This is a genomic window from Pseudomonas marginalis (genome assembly GCF_900105325.1).
In the GTDB taxonomy this organism is placed as follows: Bacteria; Pseudomonadota; Gammaproteobacteria; order Pseudomonadales; family Pseudomonadaceae; genus Aquipseudomonas; species Aquipseudomonas marginalis.
This window is the reverse complement of record NZ_FNSU01000003.1, coordinates 3,537,713-3,563,084: the sequence shown is the minus strand read 5'-3', so window position 1 is coordinate 3,563,084 and position 25,372 is coordinate 3,537,713. Positions and strand designations below refer to the sequence as shown.

24 protein-coding genes are annotated in these 25,372 nt (G+C 62.1%); 15 read left to right on the top strand and 9 right to left on the bottom strand.

What is annotated here, in order from left to right; translation table 11 throughout:
* Positions 1–8 precede the first annotated feature (8 nt).
* A complete protein-coding gene (locus tag BLW22_RS25790) occupies positions 9–485 on the top strand; it encodes an NYN domain-containing protein (protein ID WP_024077544.1) in 477 nt (158 codons plus the stop codon).
* A gap of 46 nt (positions 486–531) precedes the next feature.
* Positions 532–1,143, top strand: coding sequence for a 3'-5' exonuclease (locus tag BLW22_RS25785; protein ID WP_065924992.1), 612 nt, complete (start codon positions 532–534; stop codon positions 1,141–1,143).
* A 298-nt stretch (positions 1,144–1,441) separates the two neighbouring features.
* Here BLW22_RS25785 and BLW22_RS25780 read toward each other — a convergent pair whose 3' ends face one another.
* Positions 1,442–1,903, bottom strand: a complete 462-nt coding sequence (locus BLW22_RS25780; RefSeq protein WP_065924993.1) for an Lrp/AsnC family transcriptional regulator — start codon at positions 1,901–1,903, stop codon at positions 1,442–1,444.
* A gap of 161 nt (positions 1,904–2,064) precedes the next feature.
* On the opposite strand from BLW22_RS25780, the gene yedA reads away from it, so the two are divergent.
* Together yedA and BLW22_RS25770 are read left to right on the top strand one after the other, a co-directional pair.
* Entirely contained in the window at positions 2,065–2,961 is an 897-nt protein-coding gene (gene yedA / locus BLW22_RS25775) for a drug/metabolite exporter YedA (protein WP_065924994.1), read from the top strand.
* A gap of 48 nt (positions 2,962–3,009) precedes the next feature.
* Positions 3,010–4,347, top strand: a complete 1,338-nt coding sequence (locus BLW22_RS25770; protein ID WP_065924995.1) for an RNA helicase RhlE1 — start codon at positions 3,010–3,012, stop codon at positions 4,345–4,347.
* Between the two features lie 117 nt (positions 4,348–4,464).
* On the opposite strand, the gene BLW22_RS25765 is transcribed toward BLW22_RS25770, so the two are convergent.
* Positions 4,465–5,691 carry a TIGR03862 family flavoprotein gene (locus BLW22_RS25765; RefSeq protein ID WP_074847722.1) on the bottom strand — a complete coding sequence of 409 codons (1,227 nt, stop codon included), beginning with the start codon at positions 5,689–5,691 and terminating at the stop codon, positions 4,465–4,467.
* A 171-nt stretch (positions 5,692–5,862) separates the two neighbouring features.
* On the bottom strand, positions 5,863–6,783 hold the full coding sequence (locus tag BLW22_RS25760) for a histone deacetylase family protein (protein WP_065924997.1): 921 nt from the start codon (positions 6,781–6,783) through the stop codon (positions 5,863–5,865).
* Positions 6,784–6,859: 76 nt separating this feature from the next.
* Here BLW22_RS25760 and BLW22_RS25755 point away from each other — a divergent pair, with 76 nt between their 5' ends.
* From BLW22_RS25755 to BLW22_RS25745, 3 genes are read left to right on the top strand one after another with little or no spacing between them, the layout of a single operon-like run.
* Positions 6,860–7,429 carry a GNAT family N-acetyltransferase gene (locus BLW22_RS25755; RefSeq protein ID WP_065924998.1) on the top strand — a complete coding sequence of 190 codons (570 nt, stop codon included), beginning with the start codon at positions 6,860–6,862 and terminating at the stop codon, positions 7,427–7,429.
* 41 nt (positions 7,430–7,470) lie between these two features.
* Positions 7,471–8,340: an acyl-CoA thioesterase II gene (gene tesB / locus BLW22_RS25750; protein ID WP_027605282.1), complete on the top strand. Its 870-nt coding sequence runs from the start codon at positions 7,471–7,473 to the stop codon at positions 8,338–8,340.
* Complete coding sequence (locus BLW22_RS25745) at positions 8,337–8,924, top strand: HAD family hydrolase (protein ID WP_065924999.1); 588 nt, start codon at positions 8,337–8,339, stop codon at positions 8,922–8,924. Before tesB ends, BLW22_RS25745 begins: the two co-directional genes overlap by 4 nt.
* A 43-nt stretch (positions 8,925–8,967) precedes the next feature.
* On the opposite strand, the gene BLW22_RS25740 is transcribed toward BLW22_RS25745, so the two are convergent.
* From BLW22_RS25740 to BLW22_RS25730, 3 genes are all read right to left on the bottom strand, one after another.
* Positions 8,968–9,948: a hypothetical protein gene (locus BLW22_RS25740; RefSeq protein ID WP_074847721.1), complete on the bottom strand. Its 981-nt coding sequence runs from the start codon at positions 9,946–9,948 to the stop codon at positions 8,968–8,970.
* The gene (gene ypfJ, locus BLW22_RS25735; RefSeq protein ID WP_074847720.1) at positions 9,949–10,836 is read right to left on the bottom strand and encodes a KPN_02809 family neutral zinc metallopeptidase; all 888 of its coding nucleotides are present in this window, start codon (positions 10,834–10,836) and stop codon (positions 9,949–9,951) included.
* A gap of 168 nt (positions 10,837–11,004) precedes the next feature.
* The gene (locus BLW22_RS25730) at positions 11,005–11,418 is read right to left on the bottom strand and encodes a membrane lipoprotein lipid attachment site-containing protein (protein WP_074847719.1); all 414 of its coding nucleotides are present in this window, start codon (positions 11,416–11,418) and stop codon (positions 11,005–11,007) included.
* 199 nt (positions 11,419–11,617) lie between these two features.
* Between BLW22_RS25730 and BLW22_RS25725 the strand changes: the two genes are divergently transcribed.
* The gene (locus BLW22_RS25725; RefSeq protein WP_065925003.1) at positions 11,618–12,496 is read left to right on the top strand and encodes a DMT family transporter; all 879 of its coding nucleotides are present in this window, start codon (positions 11,618–11,620) and stop codon (positions 12,494–12,496) included.
* Here the strand turns inward: BLW22_RS25725 and BLW22_RS25720 are convergent, their stop codons facing one another.
* The gene (locus BLW22_RS25720) at positions 12,497–13,831 is read right to left on the bottom strand and encodes an MFS transporter (protein ID WP_074847718.1); all 1,335 of its coding nucleotides are present in this window, start codon (positions 13,829–13,831) and stop codon (positions 12,497–12,499) included.
* A gap of 223 nt (positions 13,832–14,054) precedes the next feature.
* Between BLW22_RS25720 and quiC the strand changes: the two genes are divergently transcribed.
* Together quiC and BLW22_RS25710 are read left to right on the top strand one after the other, a co-directional pair.
* On the top strand, positions 14,055–15,956 hold the full coding sequence (quiC, locus tag BLW22_RS25715; protein ID WP_027605288.1) for a 3-dehydroshikimate dehydratase QuiC: 1,902 nt from the start codon (positions 14,055–14,057) through the stop codon (positions 15,954–15,956).
* An 80-nt stretch (positions 15,957–16,036) separates the two neighbouring features.
* Positions 16,037–16,702, top strand: coding sequence for a TetR/AcrR family transcriptional regulator (locus BLW22_RS25710; protein WP_027605289.1), 666 nt, complete (start codon positions 16,037–16,039; stop codon positions 16,700–16,702).
* 46 nt (positions 16,703–16,748) lie between these two features.
* Here BLW22_RS25710 and BLW22_RS25705 read toward each other — a convergent pair whose 3' ends face one another.
* Both BLW22_RS25705 and aroQ read right to left on the bottom strand, forming a co-directional pair.
* Positions 16,749–17,597, bottom strand: coding sequence for a shikimate dehydrogenase (locus tag BLW22_RS25705; protein ID WP_074847717.1), 849 nt, complete (start codon positions 17,595–17,597; stop codon positions 16,749–16,751).
* On the bottom strand, positions 17,594–18,043 hold the full coding sequence (aroQ, locus tag BLW22_RS25700; protein WP_010206717.1) for a type II 3-dehydroquinate dehydratase: 450 nt from the start codon (positions 18,041–18,043) through the stop codon (positions 17,594–17,596). The genes BLW22_RS25705 and aroQ overlap by 4 nt, the downstream gene beginning before the upstream one ends.
* A gap of 207 nt (positions 18,044–18,250) precedes the next feature.
* Between aroQ and BLW22_RS25695 the strand changes: the two genes are divergently transcribed.
* The 5 genes from BLW22_RS25695 (at position 18,251) to BLW22_RS25675 (ending at position 25,370) form a co-directional block, all read left to right on the top strand.
* Positions 18,251–18,772, top strand: coding sequence for an RNA polymerase sigma factor (locus BLW22_RS25695; protein ID WP_065946560.1), 522 nt, complete (start codon positions 18,251–18,253; stop codon positions 18,770–18,772).
* A 63-nt stretch (positions 18,773–18,835) separates the two neighbouring features.
* On the top strand, positions 18,836–19,834 hold the full coding sequence (locus BLW22_RS25690) for a FecR family protein (protein ID WP_074847716.1): 999 nt from the start codon (positions 18,836–18,838) through the stop codon (positions 19,832–19,834).
* Positions 19,835–19,984: 150 nt separating this feature from the next.
* Positions 19,985–22,735 (top strand): TonB-dependent receptor, encoded by a 2,751-nt coding sequence (locus BLW22_RS25685; protein ID WP_074847715.1) that lies wholly within the window; start codon positions 19,985–19,987, stop codon positions 22,733–22,735.
* Between the two features lie 103 nt (positions 22,736–22,838).
* The gene (locus tag BLW22_RS25680) at positions 22,839–23,459 is read left to right on the top strand and encodes a heme acquisition protein HasA (protein WP_074847714.1); all 621 of its coding nucleotides are present in this window, start codon (positions 22,839–22,841) and stop codon (positions 23,457–23,459) included.
* Between the two features lie 174 nt (positions 23,460–23,633).
* Positions 23,634–25,370, top strand: a complete 1,737-nt coding sequence (locus BLW22_RS25675) for a type I secretion system permease/ATPase (protein WP_074847713.1) — start codon at positions 23,634–23,636, stop codon at positions 25,368–25,370.
* Positions 25,371–25,372 lie beyond the last annotated feature (2 nt).

Below are 25,372 nucleotides of genomic sequence, written 5' to 3'. Positions count from 1 at the left end.
GAAGTGCGGTGAAGAAAATTGCAGTGTTCGCCGATGTACAAAACCTCTACTACACCGTCCGCCAGGCCTATGGTTGCCATTTCAACTACGCCGCCCTGTGGGCTGATATCAGTTCGCGTGGGCAGATCGTCGAGGCCTATGCGTATGCCATCGACCGCGGTGACAGCAAGCAGCAGCAGTTCCAGCAGATCCTGCGCAACCTGGGGTTCACGGTAAAGCTCAAGCCGTATATCCAGCGCAGCGACGGTTCGGCCAAGGGTGACTGGGACGTGGGCATCACCATCGACATCATGGACGCCGCCGACCACGTCGACGAAATTGTGCTGGCCTCCGGTGACGGCGATTTCGACATGCTGCTCGACCGCATCATCCACAAGCACGGCGTCGAAGCCGTGGCCTACGGTGTACCGGGGCTGACGGCCAACTCATTGATACGTGCCGCCAGCCGCTACGTGCCGATCGAAGGCGCGTTGCTGCTCAAATAAGCACAGCGGCTTAATAAATAAAGGGTTAGACGGAGTTGGAACAGGTTTGGAACGTATAGCGGTCATCGACTTTGAAACCACCGGCATCACCCCGAGCAGCCACTGCCGGGCCACGGAAATCGCGGTGGTTATCCTCGAGCGCGGCCAGATCGTGGACCGCTACCAGAGCCTGATGAACGCCGGTGTGCGCGTGCCCGGTTTTATCGAGCAACTCACCGGCATCAGCAACGCCATGCTGCGCAGCGCCCCGCCGGCCGAGCGGGTGATGAACGAAGTCAACGAATTCGTCGGCACCACGCCGCTGATGGCGCACAACGCCGCGTTCGACCAGAAGTTCTGGGATTTCGAACTGGGCTTGATCCGCCGCACCCGCCTGCAAAAATTCGCCTGCTCCCTGCTGCTGGCCCGCCGCCTGATGCCGGCTGCGCCCAACCACAAGCTCGGCACCCTCAACGCCTACGCGAAACTGCCCCACACTGGCCAGGCCCACCGCGCGCTGGCGGATGCGGAAATGGCCGCCAACCTCACGGCGCACCTGGCCCAGGAACTGCGGCGTACCCATGGCTTGCGCGAACTGTCCCACGACCTGCTGTGCACCTTGCAGAAAGTGCCGGCGGCGAAGATCAATGAGCATCTTAAGAAGCATCGCGGGTTCTGACAGAACAACGCCGTTCAAAAAAATGTGGGAGGGGGCTTGCTCCCGATGGACATAGGTATCTAAACAACTTTGGCTCAACGCTCAACGCCCGGCAGATAGAGCTGTTGTGGTGAGCGGGCTTGTCCCGCGTTGGGCTGCGTAGCAGCCCCAGTAGAGAAGAACGCGGTGTATCAGACACTCTGTAGAGGCTGGTTTTGGGGCTGCTTCGCAGCCCAACGCGGGACAAGCCCGCTCGCCACAGGGAGATTTGTCAGGGTCTGGAAGGTTGTGTAGATACCCATGCCCCGATGGCGGTAGATCAGGCAACCGTTTTGCCATTGACCTCCAACTGCCCCAACGGCACCCGCCGCTCGATCGCGCTCGACAAAATGATCGAGGTCTTGCTGAACCCGAATTTCGCCAGCCGATTGATCAAGTTCTCCAACTCCGGCATCGAGCCCACCGCCGCTTGCATGATCACGCACGGATCGCCCGTTACCCGGTGGCATTCGGTCAACTCCGGGATTTCGGCCAGTGCGTCATAGACCTTCTGGTTGCCGTGGTTGGTCAGCCGCAGTTCGATCACGCACTGAATCGGCAAGCCCACTTTCGAAAAATCCACCTTGGCCTGGTACCCGGTGATCACCCCGCTGGCTTCCAGCTTGGCCACGCGTTCGGCCACGGCGGGGGCGGAGAGGTTTACCGTGCGGGCCAGTTGCGCGTAGGAGGCGCGGCCGTCTTCGAGCAGGGCGCTGAGGAGCATGCGGTCGTATTTGTCCATCGGAAGGCTCCAGTTGCGCGTGGCTTTCGAAAGCATGGTTTATAGCCCTCATAACCATGTTTTGAAAAGTGTATGGGCGGTTTAAACAGGTTTTGTAACTTATGTTTAACAACCTGCCTTTTTAGAATAAGCCTCTCTTATCTCTGCCTTCGAGCCGCCCAATGCCTGGCACACGTCGCTTTCCCTTACCGTTGATCGCCGCCTTTTTTGCACTGTATGTGATTTGGGGTTCCACCTACCTGGTTATTCGCATCGGCGTTGAATACTGGCCACCGCTGATGCTGGGCGGCATTCGCTTTTTGCTGGCGGGTGCGGCGATGTATGGCTTTTTGCGTTGGCGTGGGGCGCCGGCGCCGACCTGGGAGCAGTGGAAGGCCGCTGCCAAGATCGGTATTTTGCTGCTGACCTTCGGCAATGGCGCGGTGAGTGTGGCCGAGCACACTGGAGTGTCGTCCGGCGTGGCGGCGCTGGCGGTGGCGACCGTGCCGTTGTTCACCTTGCTGTGTGGGTATTTCTGGGGCGCGCGCAATACCCGGCTGGAATGGGCCGGGGTGATCCTGGGCATGATCGGTATCGCCATGCTCAACATGGGCAGCACATTGCAGTCGAGCCCCATGGGCGCTGCTTTGTTGTTGTTTGCAGCAGCGTCGTGGGCGTTTGGTTCGGTGTGGAGTCGGCGCCTGCCGTTGCCGCCGGGCGCTATGGCCAGTGCCGCAGAAATGCTGGTGGCCGGGGTGACACTGTTGATCGCCAGCGCGCTGACCGGTGAGCGCCTGCAAGCCATGCCGCCGCTGGAAGGCTGGCTGGCCCTGGCTTACCTGGCCGTGTTCGGCTCGATCATCGCCTTCAACGCCTATATGTACCTGCTCAAGCACGTACGCCCGGCAGCCGCGACCAGCTATGCCTACGTCAACCCCGCCGTCGCAGTGTTGCTGGGGATTGTGTTCATCGGCGAGACCATCGGTCTGGAAGAGGCCCTGGCCATGCTGGTGATTATCAGCGCCGTGCTGTTGATCAGCCTGCCCCAGTGGCGAAAGCCCAAGCCGGAAATAAGGTAAACTGCCGCGCATTACGCCCTTGCGCTGAATTTTTCCTACGGTAACTACATGACTTTCGCCACACTTGGCCTGATCGAACCCTTGCTGCGCGCCCTTGAGACGCTCGGCTACCAGACCCCGACGCCGGTGCAGGCGCAAGCCATTCCGGCGGTGCTCGCCGGTCGCGACCTGATGGCCGCGGCCCAGACCGGCACCGGCAAGACCGCCGGTTTCGCCGTGCCGCTGCTGCAACTGCTGACCATGGAAGGGCCGAAAGTCGCCGCCAACTCGGCGCGCGCGCTGATCCTGTGCCCGACCCGTGAGCTGGCCGAGCAGGTTCACGCCAGCGTTGCCGAATACGCCCAGCACCTGCCGCTCACCACCTACGCGGTGTACGGCGGAGTGAGCATCAACCCGCAGATGATGAAGCTGCGCAAGGGCGTCGACATACTGGTCGCCACGCCGGGCCGCCTGATCGACCTGTTCCGCCAGAACGCGCTGAAACTCAACCAGCTGCAAACCCTGGTGCTGGACGAAGCCGACCGCATGCTCGACCTGGGCTTCTCCGAAGAACTGGCGAACATCTACCGCATGCTGCCGAAAAAGCGCCAGACGTTACTGTTCTCCGCGACCTTCTCCGATGACATTCGCCTGCTGGCCGGGCAGATGCTCAACGACCCGCTGACCATCGAAGTCAGCCCGCGTAACGTCGCCGCCAACACCGTCAAGCAATGGGTAGTGCCGGTGGACAAGAAGCGCAAGGCGGAGCTGTTTGTGCACCTGATGCGCAAAGGCCGCTGGAAGCAGGTGCTGGTGTTTGCCAAGACCCGTAACGGCGTGGATGCGCTGGTGGATAAGTTGCAGGGCCTGGGCATCAACGCCGATGGCATCCATGGCGACAAGCCGCAAGCCACGCGCCAGCGCGCGCTGGACCGTTTCAAATCGAGCGAAGTGCAGATCCTGGTCGCCACCGATGTAGCGGCCCGTGGCCTGGATATCGAAGACCTGCCGCTGGTGGTCAACTTCGACCTGCCGATCGTGGCGGAGGACTACATCCACCGCATCGGCCGGACCGGTCGCGCGGGTAACACCGGTGAGGCGATTTCCCTGGTGTGCGCCGATGAAGTCAACATGCTGTCGGCCATCGAGATGCTGACCCGCCAGACCTTGACCCGCAAGATGGAACAGGATTTCGAGCCGGAACACCGCGTGCCGGATACCGATGCCAGCGGTCAGGTGGTGAAGAAGCCGAAAAAACCGAAGAAGCCCAAGGCGTCCGGTGGTGGCGGTGGTAAACGCAACCTCGGCAAGTGGGTGGACAGTGGTGAAGTGGCGCCGTCGGAGCCTTCGATCAAGCCGGTGCGTAAGGTGCCGGTGTTTAATACCGGGCCGCGTAAGAAGAAGTGATTTTGCGGGGTGGCTGATGGCCTCATCGGGGGCAAGCCCCTCCCACATTTTGAATGTATTCACAAATCAAACTGTGGGGGCTTGCCCCCGATGGCGGCTTTGAATCCACCGCAGATCTCAGCGGTTGAGCCACTCCAACATCCCCCGCCCAGCCGCTCTGCCACTGGCAAAACACCCCGTCAGCAAATACCCCCCGGTCGGCGCTTCCCAGTCCAGCATCTCCCCCGCACAAAACACCCCCGGCAATTGCTTGAGCATCAGCCGCTCATCCAACGCCTCAAAGGGCACACCGCCTGCGGTGCTGATGGCTTCATCCATCGGCCGTGTCTTCACTACTGTCAGCGGCAACGCCTTGATAGCCCCCGCCAACTGCGCCGGGTCGTTGAAGTGTTCGGCGGGTGCCAACTCGCGCAGCAGCGCCGCCTTGACCCCATCGAGGCCCAATTGACTGTGCAAATGCTTGCTCATCGAGCGTGAGCCACGCGGCTTGGTCAAGGCGGCCTGGACCTTGTCCAATGGCTTGCTCGGCAGCAAATCGATATGCACCGTCGCCGAGCCATTACGGTTGATCGCCTCACGAATCGGCGCCGACAGCGCGTAGATCAAACTGCCCTCGATACCGGTGGCGGTGATCACGCATTCGCCGAGTCGCGGCTTGTCATCCCCCAGGCCAATGGCGACGTTTTTCAACGGTGCGCCGGCGAATTTGCTGACCATCAATTCACTCCAGGCCGACACCTCGAAGCCGCAATTGCTGGGTTGCAGTGCCACGTAAGGCACGCCTTTATCCTCCAGCAGCTTGAGCCAGGCGCCGTCGGAACCCAGGCGCGACCAACTGCCGCCGCCCAAGGCCAACAGCACAGCATCGCTGTGAACAACTTTTTCGCCGTCCGGGCTGTGGATAAGTAAATCACCCTCGGCATTCCAGCCCACCCAACGGTGCCGGGTGTGGATAACCACACCCTGGTCGCGCAGGCGTTTGAGCCAGGCACGTAATAGCGGGGCGGCTTTCATATCGGTAGGAAATACACGACCGGAGGTGCCGACAAAGGTTTGAATACCCAGACCATGAATCCACTCGCACAACGCCTCGGCCCCAAACCCGCGCAGCATCGGCGCCATATTCGCGGCACGCTCGGCGTAGCGCGACAGGAACGCGGGGTACGCTTCGGAGTGGGTGATGTTCATGCCGCCCACGCCCGCCAGCAGGAATTTGCGCCCCACCGAGGGCATGCCGTCGTACAGGTCTACTCGCACCCCGGCCAGGCTCAAGACTTCGGCGGCCATCAGCCCGGCAGGGCCACCGCCGATGATGGTGACGTGTCGAGAGGAAATATCGGGCATGGGCAGGGCTACGATCGCGGAAATAGGCCGAGCATTCTACCCGAGGCGCGCGGCGCTGCCTGATCAAAAAACGTACAGCTTCCTACAGGCTATACGGATGCAGGCTTTCAGACGCTTACGCTCAAGTTATCCACAGGCCGTTCCACAGGCATTGTGGGTAACGCCCACACTTCAATGACACCCTGATGACGTCCACACCCGCTGCGCGCTGTGGTGCAGGATCCCGTGGCGGCGGGCCAGGGCCGGGCGATCCTTGCTGTAGCCGCCACCGATCACGCCCATCACCGGGATGTCGCGGCCCAGGCAATGGCGCATCACGCTTTCATCGCGGGCGGCCACGCCTGCGTCTGTCAGCTTGAGGTAACCGAGGGCGTCATCCTTGTGCACATCGACGCCGGCGTCGTAGAGCACCAGGTCCGGCTGGTAGAGCGGCAGCAGGTAGTTGAGGGCGTCGTCCACCACCGTGAGGTAGTCGGCATCGCCCATGCCCATGGGCAGCGGGATGTCCCAATCGCTCTGGGCTTTGCGCGCAGGGAAGTTCTTTTCGCAGTGCAGGGACACGGTGATTGCATCCGGCATGTCGTGGAGGATGCGCGCGGTGCCGTCGCCCTGGTGCACGTCGCAGTCGAAGATCAGCACGCGGTTGACCCGGCCGCTGGCCAGCAGGTAATGGCTGATCACCGCCAGGTCATTGAAGATGCAAAAGCCCGCCGGGTAGTCGTAGTGGGCGTGGTGGGTACCGCCCGCCAGGTGGCAGGCCAGGCCATGTTCCAGCGCCTGCTCCGCCGCCAGGATCGAGCCGCCGACCGCGCGCACGGTGCGCCGGGCCAGGGCTTCGCTCCAGGGCAGGCCAAGGCGCCGTTGGTCTTCGCGGGACAACTCGCCGCTCATGTAGCGTTCGATATACCCAGGTTCATGGGCGAGGGCCAGAATCTCCGGTGGGCACAACGATGGGCGCAGCAATTGGCTGTCCTCGGTCAGGCCGCTGGCCACCAGGTGGTCACGCAGCAGGCGGAACTTGTCCATGGGGAACCGGTGGTCTGCCGGGAACTCAGGGCTGTAGTCATCGTGGTAGATCAATGGCAAAGGCATGGGATTTTCTGACGGGGATCTGCGAAGGATCTTAACAGCGCTGTACACTCACGCACATGGCAAGGGGAGGGGACCCATGGAGGAGATATTGCAATTGGAAAGCGCGCGCCTGGTCATGCGCCAGTGGCGCGATGCAGACCTGACGGAATTCGCGCGCATGTGTGCCGACCCGCAGGTGATGCGCTATTTCCCGGCCAGATTGAGCCACCTGGAAAGCGCCGCCCTGATCGGCCGGATTCGCGGCCACTTCGCCGAATACGGTTTTGGCCTGTGGGCCCTGCAACGCAAGGACACGGGTGAGTTCATCGGCCTGACCGGGTTGCAGAACGTCAGTTTCGAAGCGGGCTTTACCCCCGCAGTGGAAATCGGCTGGCGCCTGGCCCGTGAGCATTGGGGCCTGGGTTATGCCAGTGAGGCGGCCTGGACCGCGCTGCGCTGTGGTTTCGACCGTTTGCAGTTGGACGAAATCGTCGCCTTCACCACTCAAGCCAATCTGCCATCACAAAAAGTCATGCAGGCCATCGGTATGCATTACGATCCCCAGGCAGATTTTGCACACCCCAAGGTCGCAGCCGATGACCCGCTGCGCCCCCACGTTTTGTACCGCATCACCCGCGCCCAATGGTTGGACACGCTGCACGGATAAGCAGCCCGGAATGCCCTATCGATTGTTGTAGGAGTTGCTCTATGAGCCAAGTATTGGAAGATCTGGTGGACTTGCTGACCCTGGAGCCGATCGAGGAAAACCTCTTTCGCGGCCGCAGCCAGGACCTGGGTTTTCGCCAACTGTTCGGTGGCCAGGTGCTCGGCCAGTCGCTGTCGGCCGCCAGCCAGACCGTCGAAGAAGCGCGGCATGTGCATTCCCTGCATGGCTATTTCCTGCGCCCCGGCGATGCGAAGTTGCCGGTGGTGTACTCGGTGGACCGTGTACGCGATGGCGGCAGTTTCAGCACCCGCCGCGTGACGGCGATCCAGAAGGGCCACCCGATCTTCACCTGCAGCGCTTCGTTCCAGTACGACGAGGCCGGCTTCGAGCACCAGACCACCATGCCCGTGGTGGTCGGCCCGGAAAACCTGCCGTCGGAGCTGGAGCTGACCCAGCAGCGCGCGCACCTGATCCCCGAGCATATGCGCGACAAGCTGCTGTGCCCCAAGCCCATCGAAGTGCGCCCGGTCACCGAAAAAGACCCGTTCAACCCGCAGCCGTCCGACCCGGTCAAATACGTGTGGTTTCGCGCCGATGGTGCCCTGGCGGATACGCCGGCGCTGCACAAATACCTGCTGGCCTACGCCTCCGACTTCGGCCTGCTGACCACCTCGTTGCTGCCCCACGGCAAGACTGTTTGGCAGAAAGACATGCAGGTCGCCAGCCTCGACCACGCGTTGTGGTTCCACGCCGACCTGCGTGCCGATGACTGGTTGCTGTACGCCATGGACAGCCCATGGGCCGGCAATTCCCGTGGGTTCTCCCGCGGCAGCGTGTACAACCGCGCCGGGCAACTGGTGGCGTCGGTGACCCAGGAAGGTTTGATCCGCCATCGCAAGGATTGGGCATGAGCCTGACGGACGTTAAGCACTGGGTGTTCGACATGGACGGCACCCTGACGGTGGCGGTGCATGACTTTGCGGCGATTCGCGTGGCCCTGGACATTCCCCCCGAGGACGACATCCTCACTCACCTTGCCGCATTACCGGCGGACATCGCAGCGGCCAAGCACGCCTGGTTGCTGGAACATGAGCGCGAGCTGGCGCTGGGCTCCGTCGCGGCGGACGGTGCGGTGGAACTGGTGCGCGAGCTGGCCGGGCGCGGTTATCGCCTGGGCATTTTGACCCGCAATGCGCGGGAGTTGGCGCATATCACCCTGGAGGCGATTGGCCTGGCGGACTGCTTTGCCGTGGACGATGTGCTGGGGCGCGACGATGCGCCGCCCAAGCCCGATCCGGGTGGGTTGTTGAAATTGGCGGCGGCGTGGGATGTATCGCCGAGCGAGATGGTGATGGTCGGCGATTACCGTTTTGACCTGGACTGCGGCCGGGCGGCAGGGGCGCGGACGGTGTTGGTCAACCTGCCGGAGAACCCGTGGCCGGAGCTGGCGGATTGGCATGCTGCAGATTGCGCGGTACTGCGCCGGATGATTTAGGCCAGGCAATAGAGATCAAATGTGGGAGGTGCGGTTTCTTCAGTTAATGCTGGGAAAACAGTACCTTCTGGCCCTCGGGCGACGTAAACATCCCATCCCCGTCATGCCCCACCCCCGGCACTTCCACCAGCGTCTGGCGCAACTGCGGATGGCGCTGCTTGAGGTAGTCAAAGTAGTTGTGCCCGCGAATCAGCCGATACGCGCCCTGGGTCTCGGCTTCGCAGCTTTTATCCAGTGCCGGGTGGTTTGGGTCGGTGTCCTGTTGGCCCAGCAGGTAAGTGATGGTGCGTGATACGTAGGCCTGTTCCAGCTGCTCGGCGCTTTGGCCGTTGGCGTAGGCCGGCAGGTGCTGCATGCCGTACTTCCAGGCGTTGAAGCTTGGGCAACTGGCGGTCTCGAACTTCACCGGCCGCTGTGGGCTGAAGTAGGCATAGGACGAGGGGTTGGCCACCACATAACGCAGGCGGATGCCCTCGGTTTGCAGGGTCGGGTGCGCGTGGCCAGTGAGGGCGAAGCGCTGCACCACCTGGCCGCCGCCGGAATGGCCGGCGACCACGATTTCCTTCAGCGCCGGGAACAGCGTGCGGTTGCCCAGGTGCTTGATGATCTGGTCGAGGGCGCCGAAAGAGCTGATCTGGCCCGGGCCGGTCGAGGCGTCGCCGGCCATCCAGTCATTGCCTTTCCAGCGCAGCACTTGGTTGTCCAGGTGGTTGCGCTGCATGTCGGACCCGTTCAGAAACTGCGGCGCGATTACCAGGGTGTTGGCGGCGACGCCGGCGTGTTCGGCGGCATCCATTCCGCTTTGCAGGTAGGTCTGCGCATTACGCAGGCGCCCGTGCACGATGATCAACGCGCGGGTGACGTCGGGCAGTGGCTGGCGCCAGTCCTGGCTCAGGCCGAGGCTGAGATCGCCGGCCTCCAGATGAAAACGCTCGGGGCTGACCACCTTGACGCCATGCTCGGCGGCCCAGGCGGATGATGAGATGAGCAACAGGCCCAACAGCAGTCCCAATCGTTGATTCATTTATAGGCTCTTGGCAGAGAACGTGTCGCATTGAGTGATCTGGCCCTGGGCGAAGCCGGTCTTGAACCAGCGCACCCGCTGTGCCGAGGTGCCGTGGGTAAACGAGTCCGGCACCACGCGCCCCTGGCCCTGTTGCTGCAAACGGTCATCGCCGATGGCGTTGGCGGCGTTCAGTGCTTCTTCAATATCGCCAGGCTCCAGCCAGTTCAGGCGCTTTTGCGCACGGTTGGCCCACACACCGGCGAAGCAGTCGGCTTGCAGCTCCTGGCGCACCAGCAGGCCACCGTCGCCTTGCATCTGCCGGCCTTGCTGGCGTGCGGCCTGGATCTTCGACGAAATGCCCAGCAACGTTTGTACGTGGTGCCCGACTTCGTGGGCGATCACATAGGCCTGGGCGAAATCGCCGGCCGCCTGGAAGCGTTGGGACATTTCCCGGAAGAAATCCAGGTCCAGATAGACCTGCTGATCAGCCGGGCAATAGAACGGACCGCTGGCCGAGGTGGCGCCACCACAGGCGGAATTGACCCGGCCACGGAACAGGATCAGTTTCGGGTTTTTGTAGACCAGGCCGTTTTCCTTGAACACCTGGCCCCAGGTGTCTTCGGTATCGCCCAGCACGGCGCGTACGAAGTCGGCCTGCTCATCGTTGGCCGGCGGCGCCTGGCGTGACTGCGTACTCACCGAGGGCGCCTGTTCCATCTGGCCGGTCAACTGGCCGAGGATCTGCATCGGGTCCTGGCCGGTCAGCCAGCCGATGCCGACGATCAGCACAATCGCGGTCAGGCTCAGGCCCTTGCCGCCGCCAAAGCGCATCCCGCCACCGCCGCCGCCACTGTCATCGCGGGCATCCACCACGTTGTCGCTGCGTCGGCCTTTTTTCCATAGCATGGGGCAATCCTCTTGATCAGCCTTCTGTAGGAGCGAGGGGGACGCCTAGTCCTTGCTCGCGAAAAACGCACAAACACCGCGTTTAACCCGATTGCCCGCGTTATCGTTAACGATTTTCGCGAGCAAGCTCGCTCCTACACTAATTTTAGTGTCTGAGTATGGTCGGTATTAACGGCAATAGCCTTCGCCGGTGGCGACGATCAGGCAGTCTTTTTTGTCCGCCAGCCATTTCAGCCCGGTCGCTTCTCCGTCGCCGGCGCGTAGGAGTTGCGGGCCGTCCGGACGGGTGAAGGCGATGCCGTCTTCGGCCGCTTCACCCTTGAAGGTGCCCGAGTCGTCGGCGTCGAGGCCGTATTGCATGGTCAGGAGGTAATGGCCACGGCCGACGCTGTCGTCCTTGGCGATGGTCAGGTACAGGCCTTCGACGCCGATCCATTTGCCGACCCATTTATCCGTGGGCGGGGTTTCGGGCACCAGGGTGGCCTGCACGGAAGGCGGCGCAGGTTTGGGCGCTGGCGTGGACGCCTGGTCGCAGGCGGTCAGCAGGGCAAGGGCAGAAAGAACAAAAAGAATTTTTTTCATCGCGGCAAGGCCTTGGTTAAAAAGTATGCAATGCGCAGGCTAAGGTGCTGCGTTGGACTCGAATCCAGTGATTTAGTGCGCTGTTCGCCCGGTGTTTGGTTATGCTCTTGGGGCAGGCTCCAGCCCGGCTGCTAGATTACCGGGTTGAGCGCTGTTTCGTTCAGTGCTCAGCGTTCCGCTCGCCACGCAAGAGAATTCCATGACTGTCAGCACCCCCCTTTCCGGCGTCAACCATCCTTTCAAAGGCATTTTGCTGATCGTGTTGGCGACATTCCTGTTCTCCAGCCACGATGCCTTGTCCAAATACCTGGCCGGGTTCTACCCGATCGTGATGGTGGTGTGGGTGCGCTACGTGGTGCACACCTTGCTGATGGCCGGGATTTTCCTGCCGCAATCAGGGCTGCGCGTGCTGCGCAGTAAACGCCCGGGGATGCAGGTGGTGCGGGCCTTGTGCCTGTTGGGCACCAGCCTGTTTTTCACCACGGCGCTGCATTACATCCCGTTGGCGGAAGCCACGGCGGTGAACTTCCTCGCGCCGATCCTGGTGACGGCACTGTCGGTGCCGCTGCTTGGCGAACACGTGACACGCGGCCAATGGCTGGCGGTGATCTGCGGTTTCGTCGGCGTGCTGGTGATCATTCACCCAGGCGGTGAGTTGTTTACGCCGGCGGTGTTGCTGCCGCTGTGTTCGGCGCTGTTCTTCTGCTTCTACCAACTGCTCACGCGCATCCTCAGCCAATACGACACGCCCACCACCAGCAACTTCTTCGCCGGGCTGTGCAATACCTTGGTGATGAGTGCGATGGTGCCGTTCTTCTGGCAGGTTCCCACGCTGTGGCATGGCGTGTTGATGCTGGCGCTGGGCACCTGTGGGATGACCGCGCACTTGATGCTGACCCAGGCGTTTCGCTTCGCGGCACCGGCCTTGCTGGCGCCGTTCGGCTATTGCCAGATCGTCTTCGCGGGGTTGTTGGGCTGGCTGGTGTTCAACCATACCCCCGATGTGACCACGGTGGTCGGCATCGGGGTGATCTGCATGAGCGGTCTGGCCGCTGCCTGGCAGCAGCGGCGCAGGTGATCAGGCGTCTACGGTCGGAATCTTGCGCGGTGCCATGAAGTACATCCAGGTCAGCGCAATGAAGTACATCGCCGGGATCAGGGTGAACAACACGGTGTAGTTGTTGTTGGTGACGGTGAGGATGTGACCGACGATCTGGGTCATGAACATGCCGCCGATGGCTGCACACATGCCGCCGAAACCGAACACCGTGCTCATCATGTGCTTGGGCGTGTAGTCCATCACCAGGCTCCAGATGTTGGCGGTCCACGCCTGGTGCGCACCGATGGCCAGGGAAATGGCAAACACCGCGACCCACAGCTGGCTGGAACCGGCCGCCATGATCACGCCGACGATGCAGCAGGCAAACAGCAGCATTGACAGCAACCGCGCCTTGATCGAGTTCATCCCCCGACCGATCAGGAACGAAGACAGAATCCCCCCGCCCACACTGCCGAAGTCGGCGGTCAGATAGATGATGATCAGCGGGATACCCATCTGGGTCACGTTGATGCCCAGGTTGTATTGCTGGTTCAGGAACGGCGGCAGCCAATACAGGTAGAACCAGAACACCGGTGCGGTGAGTGCATAAGCGATGGCAAAGGCCCAGGTGCCGCGCATGCGCAGGATGCGGCTGAACGGTACGCCGGGTTGTTCCGGTTCGACTTCCCGTTGCACGTAGTCCAGTTCGGATTGTTTAACGCTCGGGTGGTCTTCCGGGTTGTAGTACTTCAAGCCCCAGAACACCAGCCAGATCGCGCCCAGCGACGCCATGCACAGGAACGCCGCCTGCCAGCCCCACACGTGCAGGATCAGCGGCAGCAGCATCGGCGTCATCATCGCGCCGACGTTGGTACCGGCGTTGAAGATACCGGTGGCCACCGCACGCTCACCGGCGGGGAACCACAGGCGCGTGGTCTTCACGCAGGCCGGGTAGTTGGCGGCTTCGGTCAGCCCGAGGATAAAGCGGCAGACCATAAAACCGACCGCCGAAGTGGCCAGACCATGGGCACCGGTGGCCAGGCTCCACAGCAGTACTGCGCAGAAGAACACGCGCTTGACGCCCACGCGGTCGATCAGGCGGCCTTGCAGCACGAAGCCGATGGCGTAGCCGACCTGGAACCAGAAGTTGATGTTGGCGTAGTCCATCGCCGTCCAGCTCATTTCCTTGGCCAGGATCGGTTGCATCACGCCCAGGGCGGCGCGGTCGATGTAGTTGAGGGTGGTGGCGAAGAACACCAGGGCCAGCATGCCCCAGCGGGTTTTACCCACGGCCATGGCGCCGCGGATCTTGTTGCCGATGCTGGCGTGCGGGGTGCCCGGGCGCGCGGCCAGGGCGGAATTTTGCGAAGGCATGTGGTTGTACCCGTTTTTTGAAATTTTTATGAGGTGTTGTGGGTCTTCTTTTGGGTGTCGCTGCGTGATTGATGGTGCGCAGTGGCTAAAAAATCGTCAATTCGCCAAAGAGGCTTAGTGTTCGATAATCGCACCAAAAACTAACCGGTTCGTACATTTTAATTGCTGCGGGTAGTCTGGGGGCGAATAATTTGCCATAAACAACAATTGCCGGGAGTCACCCATGCAACGTTCCATCGCCACCGTGTCTTTGAGCGGTACCCTGCCGGAGAAGCTCGAAGCCATTGCCGCCGCCGGGTTCGATGGGGTTGAGATCTTCGAGAACGACCTGTTGTATTACGACGGCAGCCCTCGGGAAGTTAGGCAGATGTGCGCCGACCTCGGCATTGCCATCACCTTGTTCCAGCCGTTTCGCGACTTTGAAGGCTGCCGCCGCGATCGCTTGGCGCGCAACCTGGAGCGCGCCGAGCGCAAGTTCGACCTGATGCAGGAACTGGGCACCGACCTGGTGCTGGTGTGCAGTAACGCTTCGGCCGATTGCGTCGGGGATGAACGCATCCTGCTCGACGACCTCGGCCTGTTGGCCGAACACGCCGGCCGTCGCGGCCTGCGCATTGGTTATGAAGCGTTGGCCTGGGGCAAGCATGTGAACACCTGGCAGCAGGTGTGGAACCTGGTGCGCCAGGTCGATCACCCGAGCCTTGGGGTGTTGCTCGACAGCTTCCACACGCTGTCGCTCAAGGGCGACCCGAGTGCCATCGCGCAGATCCCCGGCGACAAGATCTTCTTTGTGCAAATGGCCGACGCGCCGATCCTGGCCATGGATGTGCTGGAGTGGAGCCGGCATTTTCGCTGCTTCCCCGGCCAGGGTGAATTCGACTTGGCGGGGTTCCTCGCGCCGATCATCAAGAGCGGCTACACCGGGCCGTTGTCCCTGGAAATTTTCAACGATGGCTTTCGCGCCGCCCCAACCCGCGCGAATGCGGCGGATGGCCTGCGCTCCCTGCTGTACCTGGAAGAGAAAACCCGCGAGCGCCTGCAACAGGAGGCCCCCGCGCAACCTGTCGAGATTCTGTTTGATACCCCGGCGGCCAGCGAATACGACGGTATTGAGTTCCTTGAGTTCGCCGTGGATGAAAACCTCGGCGCCAAGCTCACCCATTGGCTGGAACGCCTGGGTTTCGTCAAGGCCGGCCAGCACCGCTCCAAGAGCGTGAGCCTGCTGCGCCAGGGCGACATCAACCTGATCCTCAACTGCGAACCCTATTCCTTCGCGCATAACTTTTTCGAGGCCCATGGGCCGTCGTTGTGCGCCACGGCGATTCGGGTCAAGGACAGCGCCAAGGCCCTGGAACGGGCGGTGGCCTACAAGGGCCAGCCCTATCGCGGCCTGGTCGGGCCCAACGAGTTGGAGCTGGCGGCAGTACGTGCGCCGGACGGTAGCCTGATTTACCTGGTGGATCAGAGTGAGGGGGGGATCTACGACACCGACTTCAATCTGCAAGCGTCCAGCGCTGCCGGCGGTGGTTTGCTGCGCATCGACCATATGGCCATGGCCTTGCCGGCCGACAGCCTCGACAGCTGGGTGCTGTTCTACAAGAGCCTGCTGGATTTCGAAGCCGATGACGAAGTGGTGCTGCCCGACCCTTACGGCCTGGTGAAGAGCCGTGCGCTGCGCAGCCGTTGCAGCTCGATTCGCTTGCCGCTGAATATTTCCGAGAACCGCAACACCGCGATTTCCCACGCGCTGTCGAGCTATCGCGGCTCGGGTGTGCATCACATTGCCTTTGACTGCGCGGATATTTTTGCCGAAGTGCGCCGTGCCAAGGAGGCCGGGGTGCCGCTGCTGGATATTCCGCTCAACTACTACGATGACCTGGCCGCGCGCTTTGATTTCGATGATGAGTTCCTCAGCGAACTGGCGTACTACAACGTGTTGTACGACCGTGACGCCCAGGGCGGTGAGTTGTTTCATGTGTACACCGAGCCCTTCGAAGGACGGTTTTTCTTCGAGATCATCCAACGCAAGAACGGTTACGCCGGCTACGGCGCGGCCAACGTAGCGGTGCGCCTGGCGGCGATGGCCAAATCCCGCAGCGGCGCGGTGCGCCAGGCGCGTTTATAACGGTGGGCCAGGTGCTTCCTTCGTAAGACGCCTCGGCCCATAATCGCGGCCTGCACAATAAAAATGGCCGTGAGCGCACCATGACCTCAAGTCCCGAACTCCCCGCGGTGTCAGACGCACCGCGCAAGAGTCGTAAGAACAACCCGGAAAAGACCCGCGAGAACATTCTCCAGGAAGCCATCGTCGAGTTTGTTCAGCAGGGCCTGTCCGGCGCTCGCGTGGATGCCATCGCCGAGCGCATCCATACCTCCAAACGCATGATCTATTACTACTTCGGCAGCAAGGAGCAGTTGTACGTCGAGGTGCTGGAGAAGCTCTACGGCGATATTCGCAACACCGAAACGCGGATGAACCTCACCGCCCTGGAACCGCGTGAGGCGATCCGGCGGCTGGTGGAGTTCACCTTCGATCACCACGATCAGAACGTCGATTTCGTGCGAATCGTCAGCATCGAAAATATCCACAATGCCGAGTACGTGAAACGCACCGAAACCATCAAGGCGATGAACAGCAAAATCCTCGAGGGGCTAGGGGTGACGTTGCGCCGGGGCGCCGAGATGGGGCTGTTTCGCGAAGGGCTGGAACCGTTGGACGTGCACCTGCTGATCAACTCATTCAGCTTTTACCGGGTGTCCAACCGCCATACGTTCAGTGAGATCTTTCAGATCGACCTGTCGGATGAGGCGGTTAAACAACGGCATCGCGAGATGATTTGCGAATCGGTGCTGCGCTACCTGCAGGCCTGAGTACACCGCCTGACCCAATGGGGGAGGGCGCTTGCCCTCCCACATTTCAGCTGTTCATGCTCTTGAAGTGCGCGAGCATCCGCTGCGCATCCGGCACCTCGCCACTGAACAGTTCAAACGCCTTCACCGCCTGGAACACCGCCATGTTGCCGCCATCCAGGGTGCGGCAGCCCAAGGCGCGGGCATCGCGCAGCAGTTCGGTTTCCAGCGGGAAGTACACAATTTCAGCCACCCACAGTTCGGCTCTCAGCAGGGCCGCGGGCACCGGTGTGCCGGGCAGCTTGGCCATGCCCATGGGCGTGGTGTTGACCAAGCCATCGGCCTCGGCCATGGCGTTTTCAAGGTGGGTGCCGACCTGGGCGCGGCCGGCGCCGAAACGCTGGGCGAGGTTATCCACAAGGTCGCGGGCGCGGCTGGCGTCCACGTCGAAAATACTCAAGTGTTCCACATCTTCTGCCAATAGCGCATGTGCCACCGCTGCGCCGGCACCGCCCGCGCCCATCTGCACCACGCGTTGGCGCGGCACATCGTTGAGGTTGCGGCGAAAGCCTTCGGCAAATCCCAGGCAGTCGGTGTTATGGCCGATGCGCTTGCCGTCCTTGAACACCACGGTGTTCACTGCTCCGATGCCTCGGGCCTCGTCGGACAAATCATCGAGCAACGGCAGGATTGCCTGCTTGCACGGGTAGGTAATGTTCAACCCGGTGAAGTGCATCAACTCGGCAGCCTCCAGCAGGTCGGGCAGGGCGTTGATGTCCAGGTGCAGGGGCTCAAGGTCAATCAGGCGATACAGGTAGCGCAAGCCTTGGGCGTCGCCTTCCTGCTCATGCAGCGCAGGGGTGCGGGAAGCCTGGATGCCGGCGCCGATCAGGCCGGCGAGGATGCGCGGTTTCATCGGGCCGACCCCTTCAACAACTGGCTGAAATGTTCCAGGGCCAAGTGGTAGCCATGGCTGCCAAAGCCCGCGAGCACCGCCTTGGCGATGGGCGACACAAACGAGTGATGCCGAAACGCCTCGCGCGCATGCACATTGGATAAGTGCACCTCGATCACCGGCACTTCACTGGCCACCAGGGCATCGCGAATCGCCACCGAGGTGTGGGTCCAGGCTGCCGGGTTGATCACGATACCGGCGCAGCGGGCGCGGGCGCCGTGGATCCAGTCCAGCAGTTCGCCTTCGTGGTTGGTCTGGCGGAATTCGATTTTGAGCCCCAGTTGTTCGGCGCTGCGGCCGCACAGGGCAGCGACGTCGGCCAGGGTTTCGTGGCCGTAGGTCGCAGGCTCGCGGGTGCCGAGCAGGTTGAGGTTGGGGCCGTTGAGCACCAGCACGATGGGCGGCATACGGGGGATCTCCACAGTTCTTGTTGGTTGTGGGGATAAAATGTACTGGTTAGTTAATTTGGTCAATTGATGACGGCAGATGTGTTCGATTACCGAACCGTTAATCAGACGTGTCCGGCGCTCGAATCGGATTAGATATCAATTGAAAATCATTCTCGACAACGCTTAAGATGCCCGCCTGTTTCCTTTACATTCCAGGGAGTCGGTTTGTCGGACGTGGATCTCAAAGGCCTGTTTCTCAAGCACGCCGATACCCTGCGCGGGTATCTGGCGCGCAAGGTACGGGACCCGCAGTTGGCGGCCGACCTGGTGCAGGAGAGCTTCCTGCGCCTGGCGGAAAAACCCGCCGGCGAGCGTATCGACAACTCCCAGGGCTATCTCTATCGAACGGCGAGCAATCTGCTGATCGACCATATTCGCCAGGAAGCGCGGCGCAAGACAGACTCCGTGCCCCATGAGGCGCTGGCCGAGATTGAAGATGAAGTGGCCGGGTTGGAGGCTCAGGCAATGGCGCAGCAACAGCGACAGGCATTGAAGCAGGCGTTGGCGCAATTGCCGGAACGCACCCAGCAGATCTTCCGTCTGAACCGTATAGAGGGCATGACCCACGCCCAGGTCGCCCGGCATTTGGATATCTCCGACAGCTCCGTGCAAAAGCACCTGGCCAAGGCGCTGGCATATGTGATGCAGCGCTTGCAGGACGGCGAGGTGGAGCCAGCCGACGAATGAATTACGGAAAAACCTCAGCTCAGACGTCACAGCGTCATATAACGAAAAATTCGAGATTCACACGTGAATAGCCAGGGTCCGCAACAGCACAGCATTACCGAGGAGGCCGCCGAGTGGGCGGTGCGCCTGCACGCCGGTGCCCTGACCGACCAGGAGCAGGCCGAGCTGCGCCAGTGGATCGCCTGCGACAGCCGCCACGAAGCGGCGCTGCGCTTTGCCGAACAGACCTGGGCGGCGTTGGGCGAGGTGCATAAGGACGAGACCGTTCACCGCCAGCGCCCCGCGACCGCAGCGCTGCCTGTGCGTCGCTCCCTGCGGCGCAGGCCCTGGCAGCGTGCGGCGGCGGTCGCGCTGGTCGTGGTGGTGGCCGGCGTCGGCTGGCTGCGCGGGCCGGACACCTGGCTGCGCATGCAGGCCGACTATGTCACCCAAAAGGGCGAGGTACGCACCGTGCACTTGGCCGATGGCAGCACGGTGGAGCTGGATTCCGCCAGTGCCATCCGCCTGGATTACGACGGCGTGCAGCGGCGTATCAGCCTGATCCAGGGCTCGGCGATTTTTGATGTGGCGCCGATGGTGGGTCAGGAGACCCGTCCGTTCGTGGTACAGAGCGCCGGCGGGCAGACGCGGGCGCTGGGCACGCGGTTTGTGGTGGAGCGCGAGGCCGACCGCCGTGCTTGGGTGGGCGTGTTGCAGCACAGCGTCGAGGTGTCTTTGCACGCTTCGCCGAAAAAAGGCCCGAGCGATCGGGTGCTCCAGGAGGGCCAGGCTGCTAGCTACAACGCCCAGGAGGGGGTGGTGCCCCTGGATCAATTCGATGTAGACCGTGCCACCAGTTGGCGACGCGGCGTGCTGATCTTTGATCGCCAGCCCCTGGCCAAGGTTATTGAGCAGCTCAATCGCTACCGTCCGGGGCGGGTGGTGTTGACCCATTCCGATTTGGGCGAGCGCGAAGTCAGCGGCGTCTTCCGTCTCGACATGCTCGACAGCGCCCTCGGAACGCTCACCCAGGAACTCCAAGTGCAACGCTTGGACCTGGCAGGCCTCAGCCTGATCTATTGATGACCCGGTGGGAGGCCTGCTCTCACCCGCTTAAAACCCCCTGCGCAAAAACTTTTTAAAAAACCTTACTGACTTCCTGCGCCTCGTACGTCTTGCTAGGTGAGAAACATTCGCATAAACAAACATACGATCAGCGCAGGGAAACCAGAAATGTCAGCACTCACCAAGGGGCGTATCACCGGTAGCCGGTTAGCCCTGGCCATCCACTTGGGGCTGTTCGCCGCGGCCGCTCCCGTGTATGCGGTGCAGCCTCAGGTGGACGCTTCCCAGTCGGCGGTGCGGGTGTTCGATGTCCCGGCGCAATCCTTGGGCAGTGCCGTATTGGCCTTTGCCGACCAGGCCGGTCTGCAGGTGCTGTTCGACAGCCCGCGCCTGCAAGGCTTGAGCAGCACCGCGCTCAAAGGCAGCTTCAGCGTGCAGGAAGGGCTTGGCCGTTTGCTCGGTGCCACGCCGGTGGAATATCGCTTTACCGGTGAGCGCCAGGTCACCCTCAACCGTGTCAGCGACGACCACGACGGCGCCATGACCGTGGGCACCACCACCATCACCGGCAACACCAACGGCCAGGCCAGCGACTGGGTGTACCAGACCCCAAAGTCCGTGGCGGTGATCAGCCGCGACATGATCGATAAACGTCCGCCCCGTCATGCCGCCGACATGCTCGAAGAAACCGCCGGCGTCTACACCGCCGTCAACCAGCGCGACCCTGGTCTGTCGGTGAATATTCGCGGTGTGCAGGACTATGGCCGGGTGAACATGAACATCGACGGCATGCGCCAGAACTTCAACGTCAACGGCCACCAGCAGCGCAACGGCACCATGCTGATCGACCCGGAGTTCATCTCCAGCATCGAGATCGACAAGGGCAGCCAGTCGGGGCAAGGCGGTGCGGCCGTGCTGGGCGGCATTGCTTCGTTCAAGACCCTGGATGCCAGTGAGTTCCTCAAGGACGGCAAGGACTACGGCGGCCGCCTTCGCGCCGGCAGCGGCATCGGTGAGCTGGGTAACGGCACCGACTTCAACGGCAGTGGCGTGTTTGCCTTTGGTGATGAGCGCGGCGATGTCGTGCTGGGCTACAGCGAGCGGCATTTCGGTAACTACCGCGCCGGCAGGCACAACGACGACAACCTGGGCACCAACCTGCGCGCCAGGTCATCTGCCCCTGCGGCCTTCGACGACTGGTTGAACAGCGAAGTCGGCGACACCGGCAGCGTGACCCGCTCGCAGATCGTCAAGTTCGGCCTGAACCTGCCCAACGACCAGCGCGTGCAGTTGAGCTACCTGGAAACCGACACCGACAGTAACGATGCCTGGGGCTATATCGCCAACGACCTTCAGAGCACCTACTACGTACGCACCAGCAAAAACAACCTCAACGCCAAAAACGTCGCGCTGGACTACAGCTATAGCCCGGACAACCCGCTGATCGATCTCAAGGCCAAGCTCTATTACGTCACCACCCAGATGGATCGCAGCAACGCCCCCAACCTGTCGTCGCCAGGTACCGGTAACTACGTCGGCGCCTACACCGATCACTTTCAGACCGACACCTGGGGCCTGCAGGGTGACAACACCTCGCGGTTTGATTTCGGCGAACAGGGGCATGTCACCTGGAACTACGGGGTGGAGCTGTATCAGGACGAGTTCAAGCCCCGCACCAACAAAGTTGAAGCCACCAACAACCTGGGCTTGTTGCCTTACGCAGAGGGCAGCACGCCAGGGGGCAAACGCACCATCGCCAGCCTGTTCAACAACGCGCAGTACGAATATGGCGGCTGGCTGGCCCTGGATGCGGGCTTGCGTTATGACCGCTATCGGCTCGAAGGCGAAACCGGCATGACCCTGTACCGGCGTGATCGCTTCTACAACAGCCTTGTCGGCGCCAGGCGTGTCTCGGAAGTGATGGAGGTCGACCGTGAAGAAGGCCAGTTTTCCCCCACCTTCGGTCTCGCGGTGAAACCGGGCGTGGACTGGCTGCAGCTCTATACCCGGTGGGGCAAGGGCTGGCGGCCACCGGCGGTGACCGAAACCTTCATGACCGGCCGACCCCACGGTGGCGGTTCGGGAGAGCGCGTATTTCCCAACCCCTACCTCAAGCCTGAAGAGTCACGGGATTGGGAAGTGGGCATGAATGTTTTCAAGGAAGGCTTGTTTTTCAGTGACGATCGCCTCGGCATGAAGGTGGCGTACTTCGATACCCGGATCGAAAACTTCTCTTTCCTCAACACCAGCGTCAGCTTGCCGGAAACCCAGGTGGGTGGATTCCTCGGGACCATGGCTTACGTCAATAACACCAAGCCGACACGTTTTCGCGGGGTTGAATACCAGCTCAATTACGACATGGGCCGCGCGTACGCCAACCTCAGCTACACCCACATGATCGGCAGCAATGAGTTCTGCTCGAAGAACTATTACATGGGCGGTGCCAAGACCACCGGGCCAAGGACTACTCGCCTGGAGCGTTTCACCCTGCCGGATGGGCGCATCGGCATACGGCCGGTCACCACCTATGAGGTGTTGGATGACGACGTCGCCAACAACAAGGAAAGCTGCGGGCGAATCATGGGTAACGCCACGTACATGCCGGCCGATCGCGGCTCGCTGACCCTGGGTACGCGCTTCCTGGAAAAACGCCTGGATACGGGTGTGCGTGTGCGCTACAGCTCGGGCAACGGCGAAAACCTCAATCAGCAGGGCTACGAGCTGATGGATCAGGCGATGTGGCCCAAGTACACGCTCTATGACCTGTACGCCAGTTACTGGATGACGGATCAACTGAACATTGCACTGGCGTTGGAAAACGCCACCGATGAAGCCTATTTCGTCGCCATGGGCGACGCCAACAACCTCAGCCTGGCGCGCGGGCGAACCCTGAGCGGCATGTTGGAATACAAATTCTGATCAGCGTGCACAGGCACCTGATCAACGGTTTTGCCCATGGGTGGGCAAAAAGGCGCGCCGCACCGGCGTGCTCATCAACAACGTTGTTTAACGAGGTTTAGCGATGACTATTTCTGTTAGCTACGATTCGGGCCTGGGTTCTCTGTCGGTATCGGACTACCTGAGCTCCTGGGCAGTGGGGTTCAACACTGCAGGGCACGGCACCAGCAACACCGGCGGTTTCAGCAACGGCACCCTCAGCGGCGACCAGTATTCGACCCACGGCGCCAACAACTCCGAGTACGCGTTCATCGCCGACAGCGACACCGGCAATGGCCTGCACTATGTGTTCAACCCGTCGTTGCCCGCCAGCAGCAACCTGAACCACTACCTGTGGGGCGACCTGGATAACGTGCAACTGGGTACAGGCCTGGGCGGCGGCAGTGGCGGCGACTTCTCCCTGAGCGACTTCAAGGTCGCGTTCAACGGCCTCGACCTGAGCGCCGCCGAGGGCGCCGGCCGGGCTGGCAACGACGTACAGAGCGTGATCTACGGTTTGATGCAGGGCAACACCGCCGCGCTGGAAACCGTGCTCAACAACCTGCTCGACGACTTCGGCCTGTCCACTGCCAGCACCTTCGACGAAGTGTCTGCGGGCCTGGCGGCACACGCCAGCGCAGTGTCCACCGATGTTGCCCTGGTGGGCGTGCAGGACGTGGCACAGGACTGGGCACTCGCCGCCTGAACCTGCTGCTGCATGAAAAAAGCGAATGGAAGATCGCTCTCCCATTCGCTGCATTACACCGCCGTCGCCCAAGCCTTCTAACTCTTCCGGCGACGGCGGTGCCGAATTCTGCGCAGCGTCGTATCGGCTGTCAACGCGGCGACGCTGCACGTTCAACCCCACGAGAATCCCCAGATGCGCCACGCCGGCAACGAAACCCTGGCCGCCCTCACGGCCTATAAAAGTGGCTTCTTCAACATCGGCCTGTTCTCGGCGGTGATCAACCTGCTGATGCTGGCCCCGGCGTTGTACATGCTGCAGGTGTACGACCGGGTGCTGGCCTCGGGCAATCAGATGACCCTGCTCATGCTGACGTTGATGATCCTCGGCCTGTTCGGCCTGATGGGCGCGCTGGAGTGGGTGCGCAGCCAGGTGGTGATCCGCCTCGGCACGCAGATGGACATGCGCCTGAACCAGCGGGTCTACGACGCCGCGTTCGAAGCGCAACTCAAGGGCGGCACCCAGGCGGCGGGCCAGGCGTTGCATGACCTGACCACCTTGCGCCAGTTCGCCACCGGCCAGGCGCTGTTCGCGTTTTTCGATGCGCCGTGGTTTCCGGTGTACCTGCTGGTGATCTTCATGTTCCACCCCTGGCTTGGCCTGCTGGCGCTGGGCGGCGCGGTGATGCTGATCGCGTTGGCGTGGATCAACCACCATGTCAGCCAGGCGCCGATGGCCGAGGCCAGCCAACTGTCCATCCACGCCAGCCAGCAGGCCACGGCCAACCTGCGCAATGCCGACAGCATCGAAGCCATGGGCATGCTCGCCACCTTGCGCGGGCGTTGGTTCCACCAGCACCAGGCGTTCCTCGCCGAGCAAAACCTGGCCAGTGAAAAGACCGCCGCCGTCACCGCCTGGTCCAAGGGCGTGCGCCTGGCCTTGCAATCGCTGGTACTCGGCCTGGGCGCGTTGCTGGCGGTGCAGGGCGATATCACGCCGGGGATGATGATTGCCGGCTCGATCCTGATGGGGCGGGTGCTGAGCCCCATCGACCAATTGATCGGCGTCTGGAAACAATGGGGCTCGGCGCGCCTGGCCTACGAGCGCTTGTCGCAGCTGCTGGCGGCCAACCCGGCGCGACCGCCGCGCATGAGCCTGCCGGTGCCCAAGGGCCAGTTGAGCGTCGAGCACATCAGCGCCTGCGCCCCCGGCAGCCGTCGGCCGGCGCTGGTGAACCTGGGGTTCAACCTGCCAGCGGGTGAAGTGCTCGGCGTGATCGGACCTTCCGGATGCGGCAAATCCACCCTGGCGCGGGTGCTGGTGGGCGCCTGGGCACCGCTGGCCGGCAAGGTGCGGCTGGACGGCGCCGACCTGGCCCAGTGGGACAAACAGCAACTCGGCCCGCACATCGGCTACCTGCCCCAGGACATTCAATTGTTCGCCGGCAGCATCGCCGACAACATCGCACGGTTTGCCGAACTGGATACCGACAACGTCCTGGCCGCCGCGCAAATGGCCTGCGTACATGACCTGATCCTGCAACTGCCCCAAGGCTATGACACGCAATTGGGGGAGGGCGGTGCGGGGTTGTCCGGTGGGCAAAAGCAACGCGTGGCCCTGGCCCGTGCGCTGTACGGCCTGCCGGCGTTGATCGTGCTGGATGAGCCCAACGCCAACCTTGACGAAGTGGGCGAGCAGGCGCTGCTCCAGGCCATCACCCAGCTTAAGCAGCAGCGCCGCACGGTGATCCTGATTACCCACAAAGCCAATGTACTGAGCCTGACCGACCAGTTGCTGATCCTCAAGGACGGCCAGTTGCAGGCCTTTGGTCCGACGGCGCGGGTGCTGGAGGCGCGGCAGAAACCGGCAGCCTCCAAACCGGTGTCGACCCTGAGCATGAGCTACCGCCTCGGTGAAGGAAAACAGGCATGAGT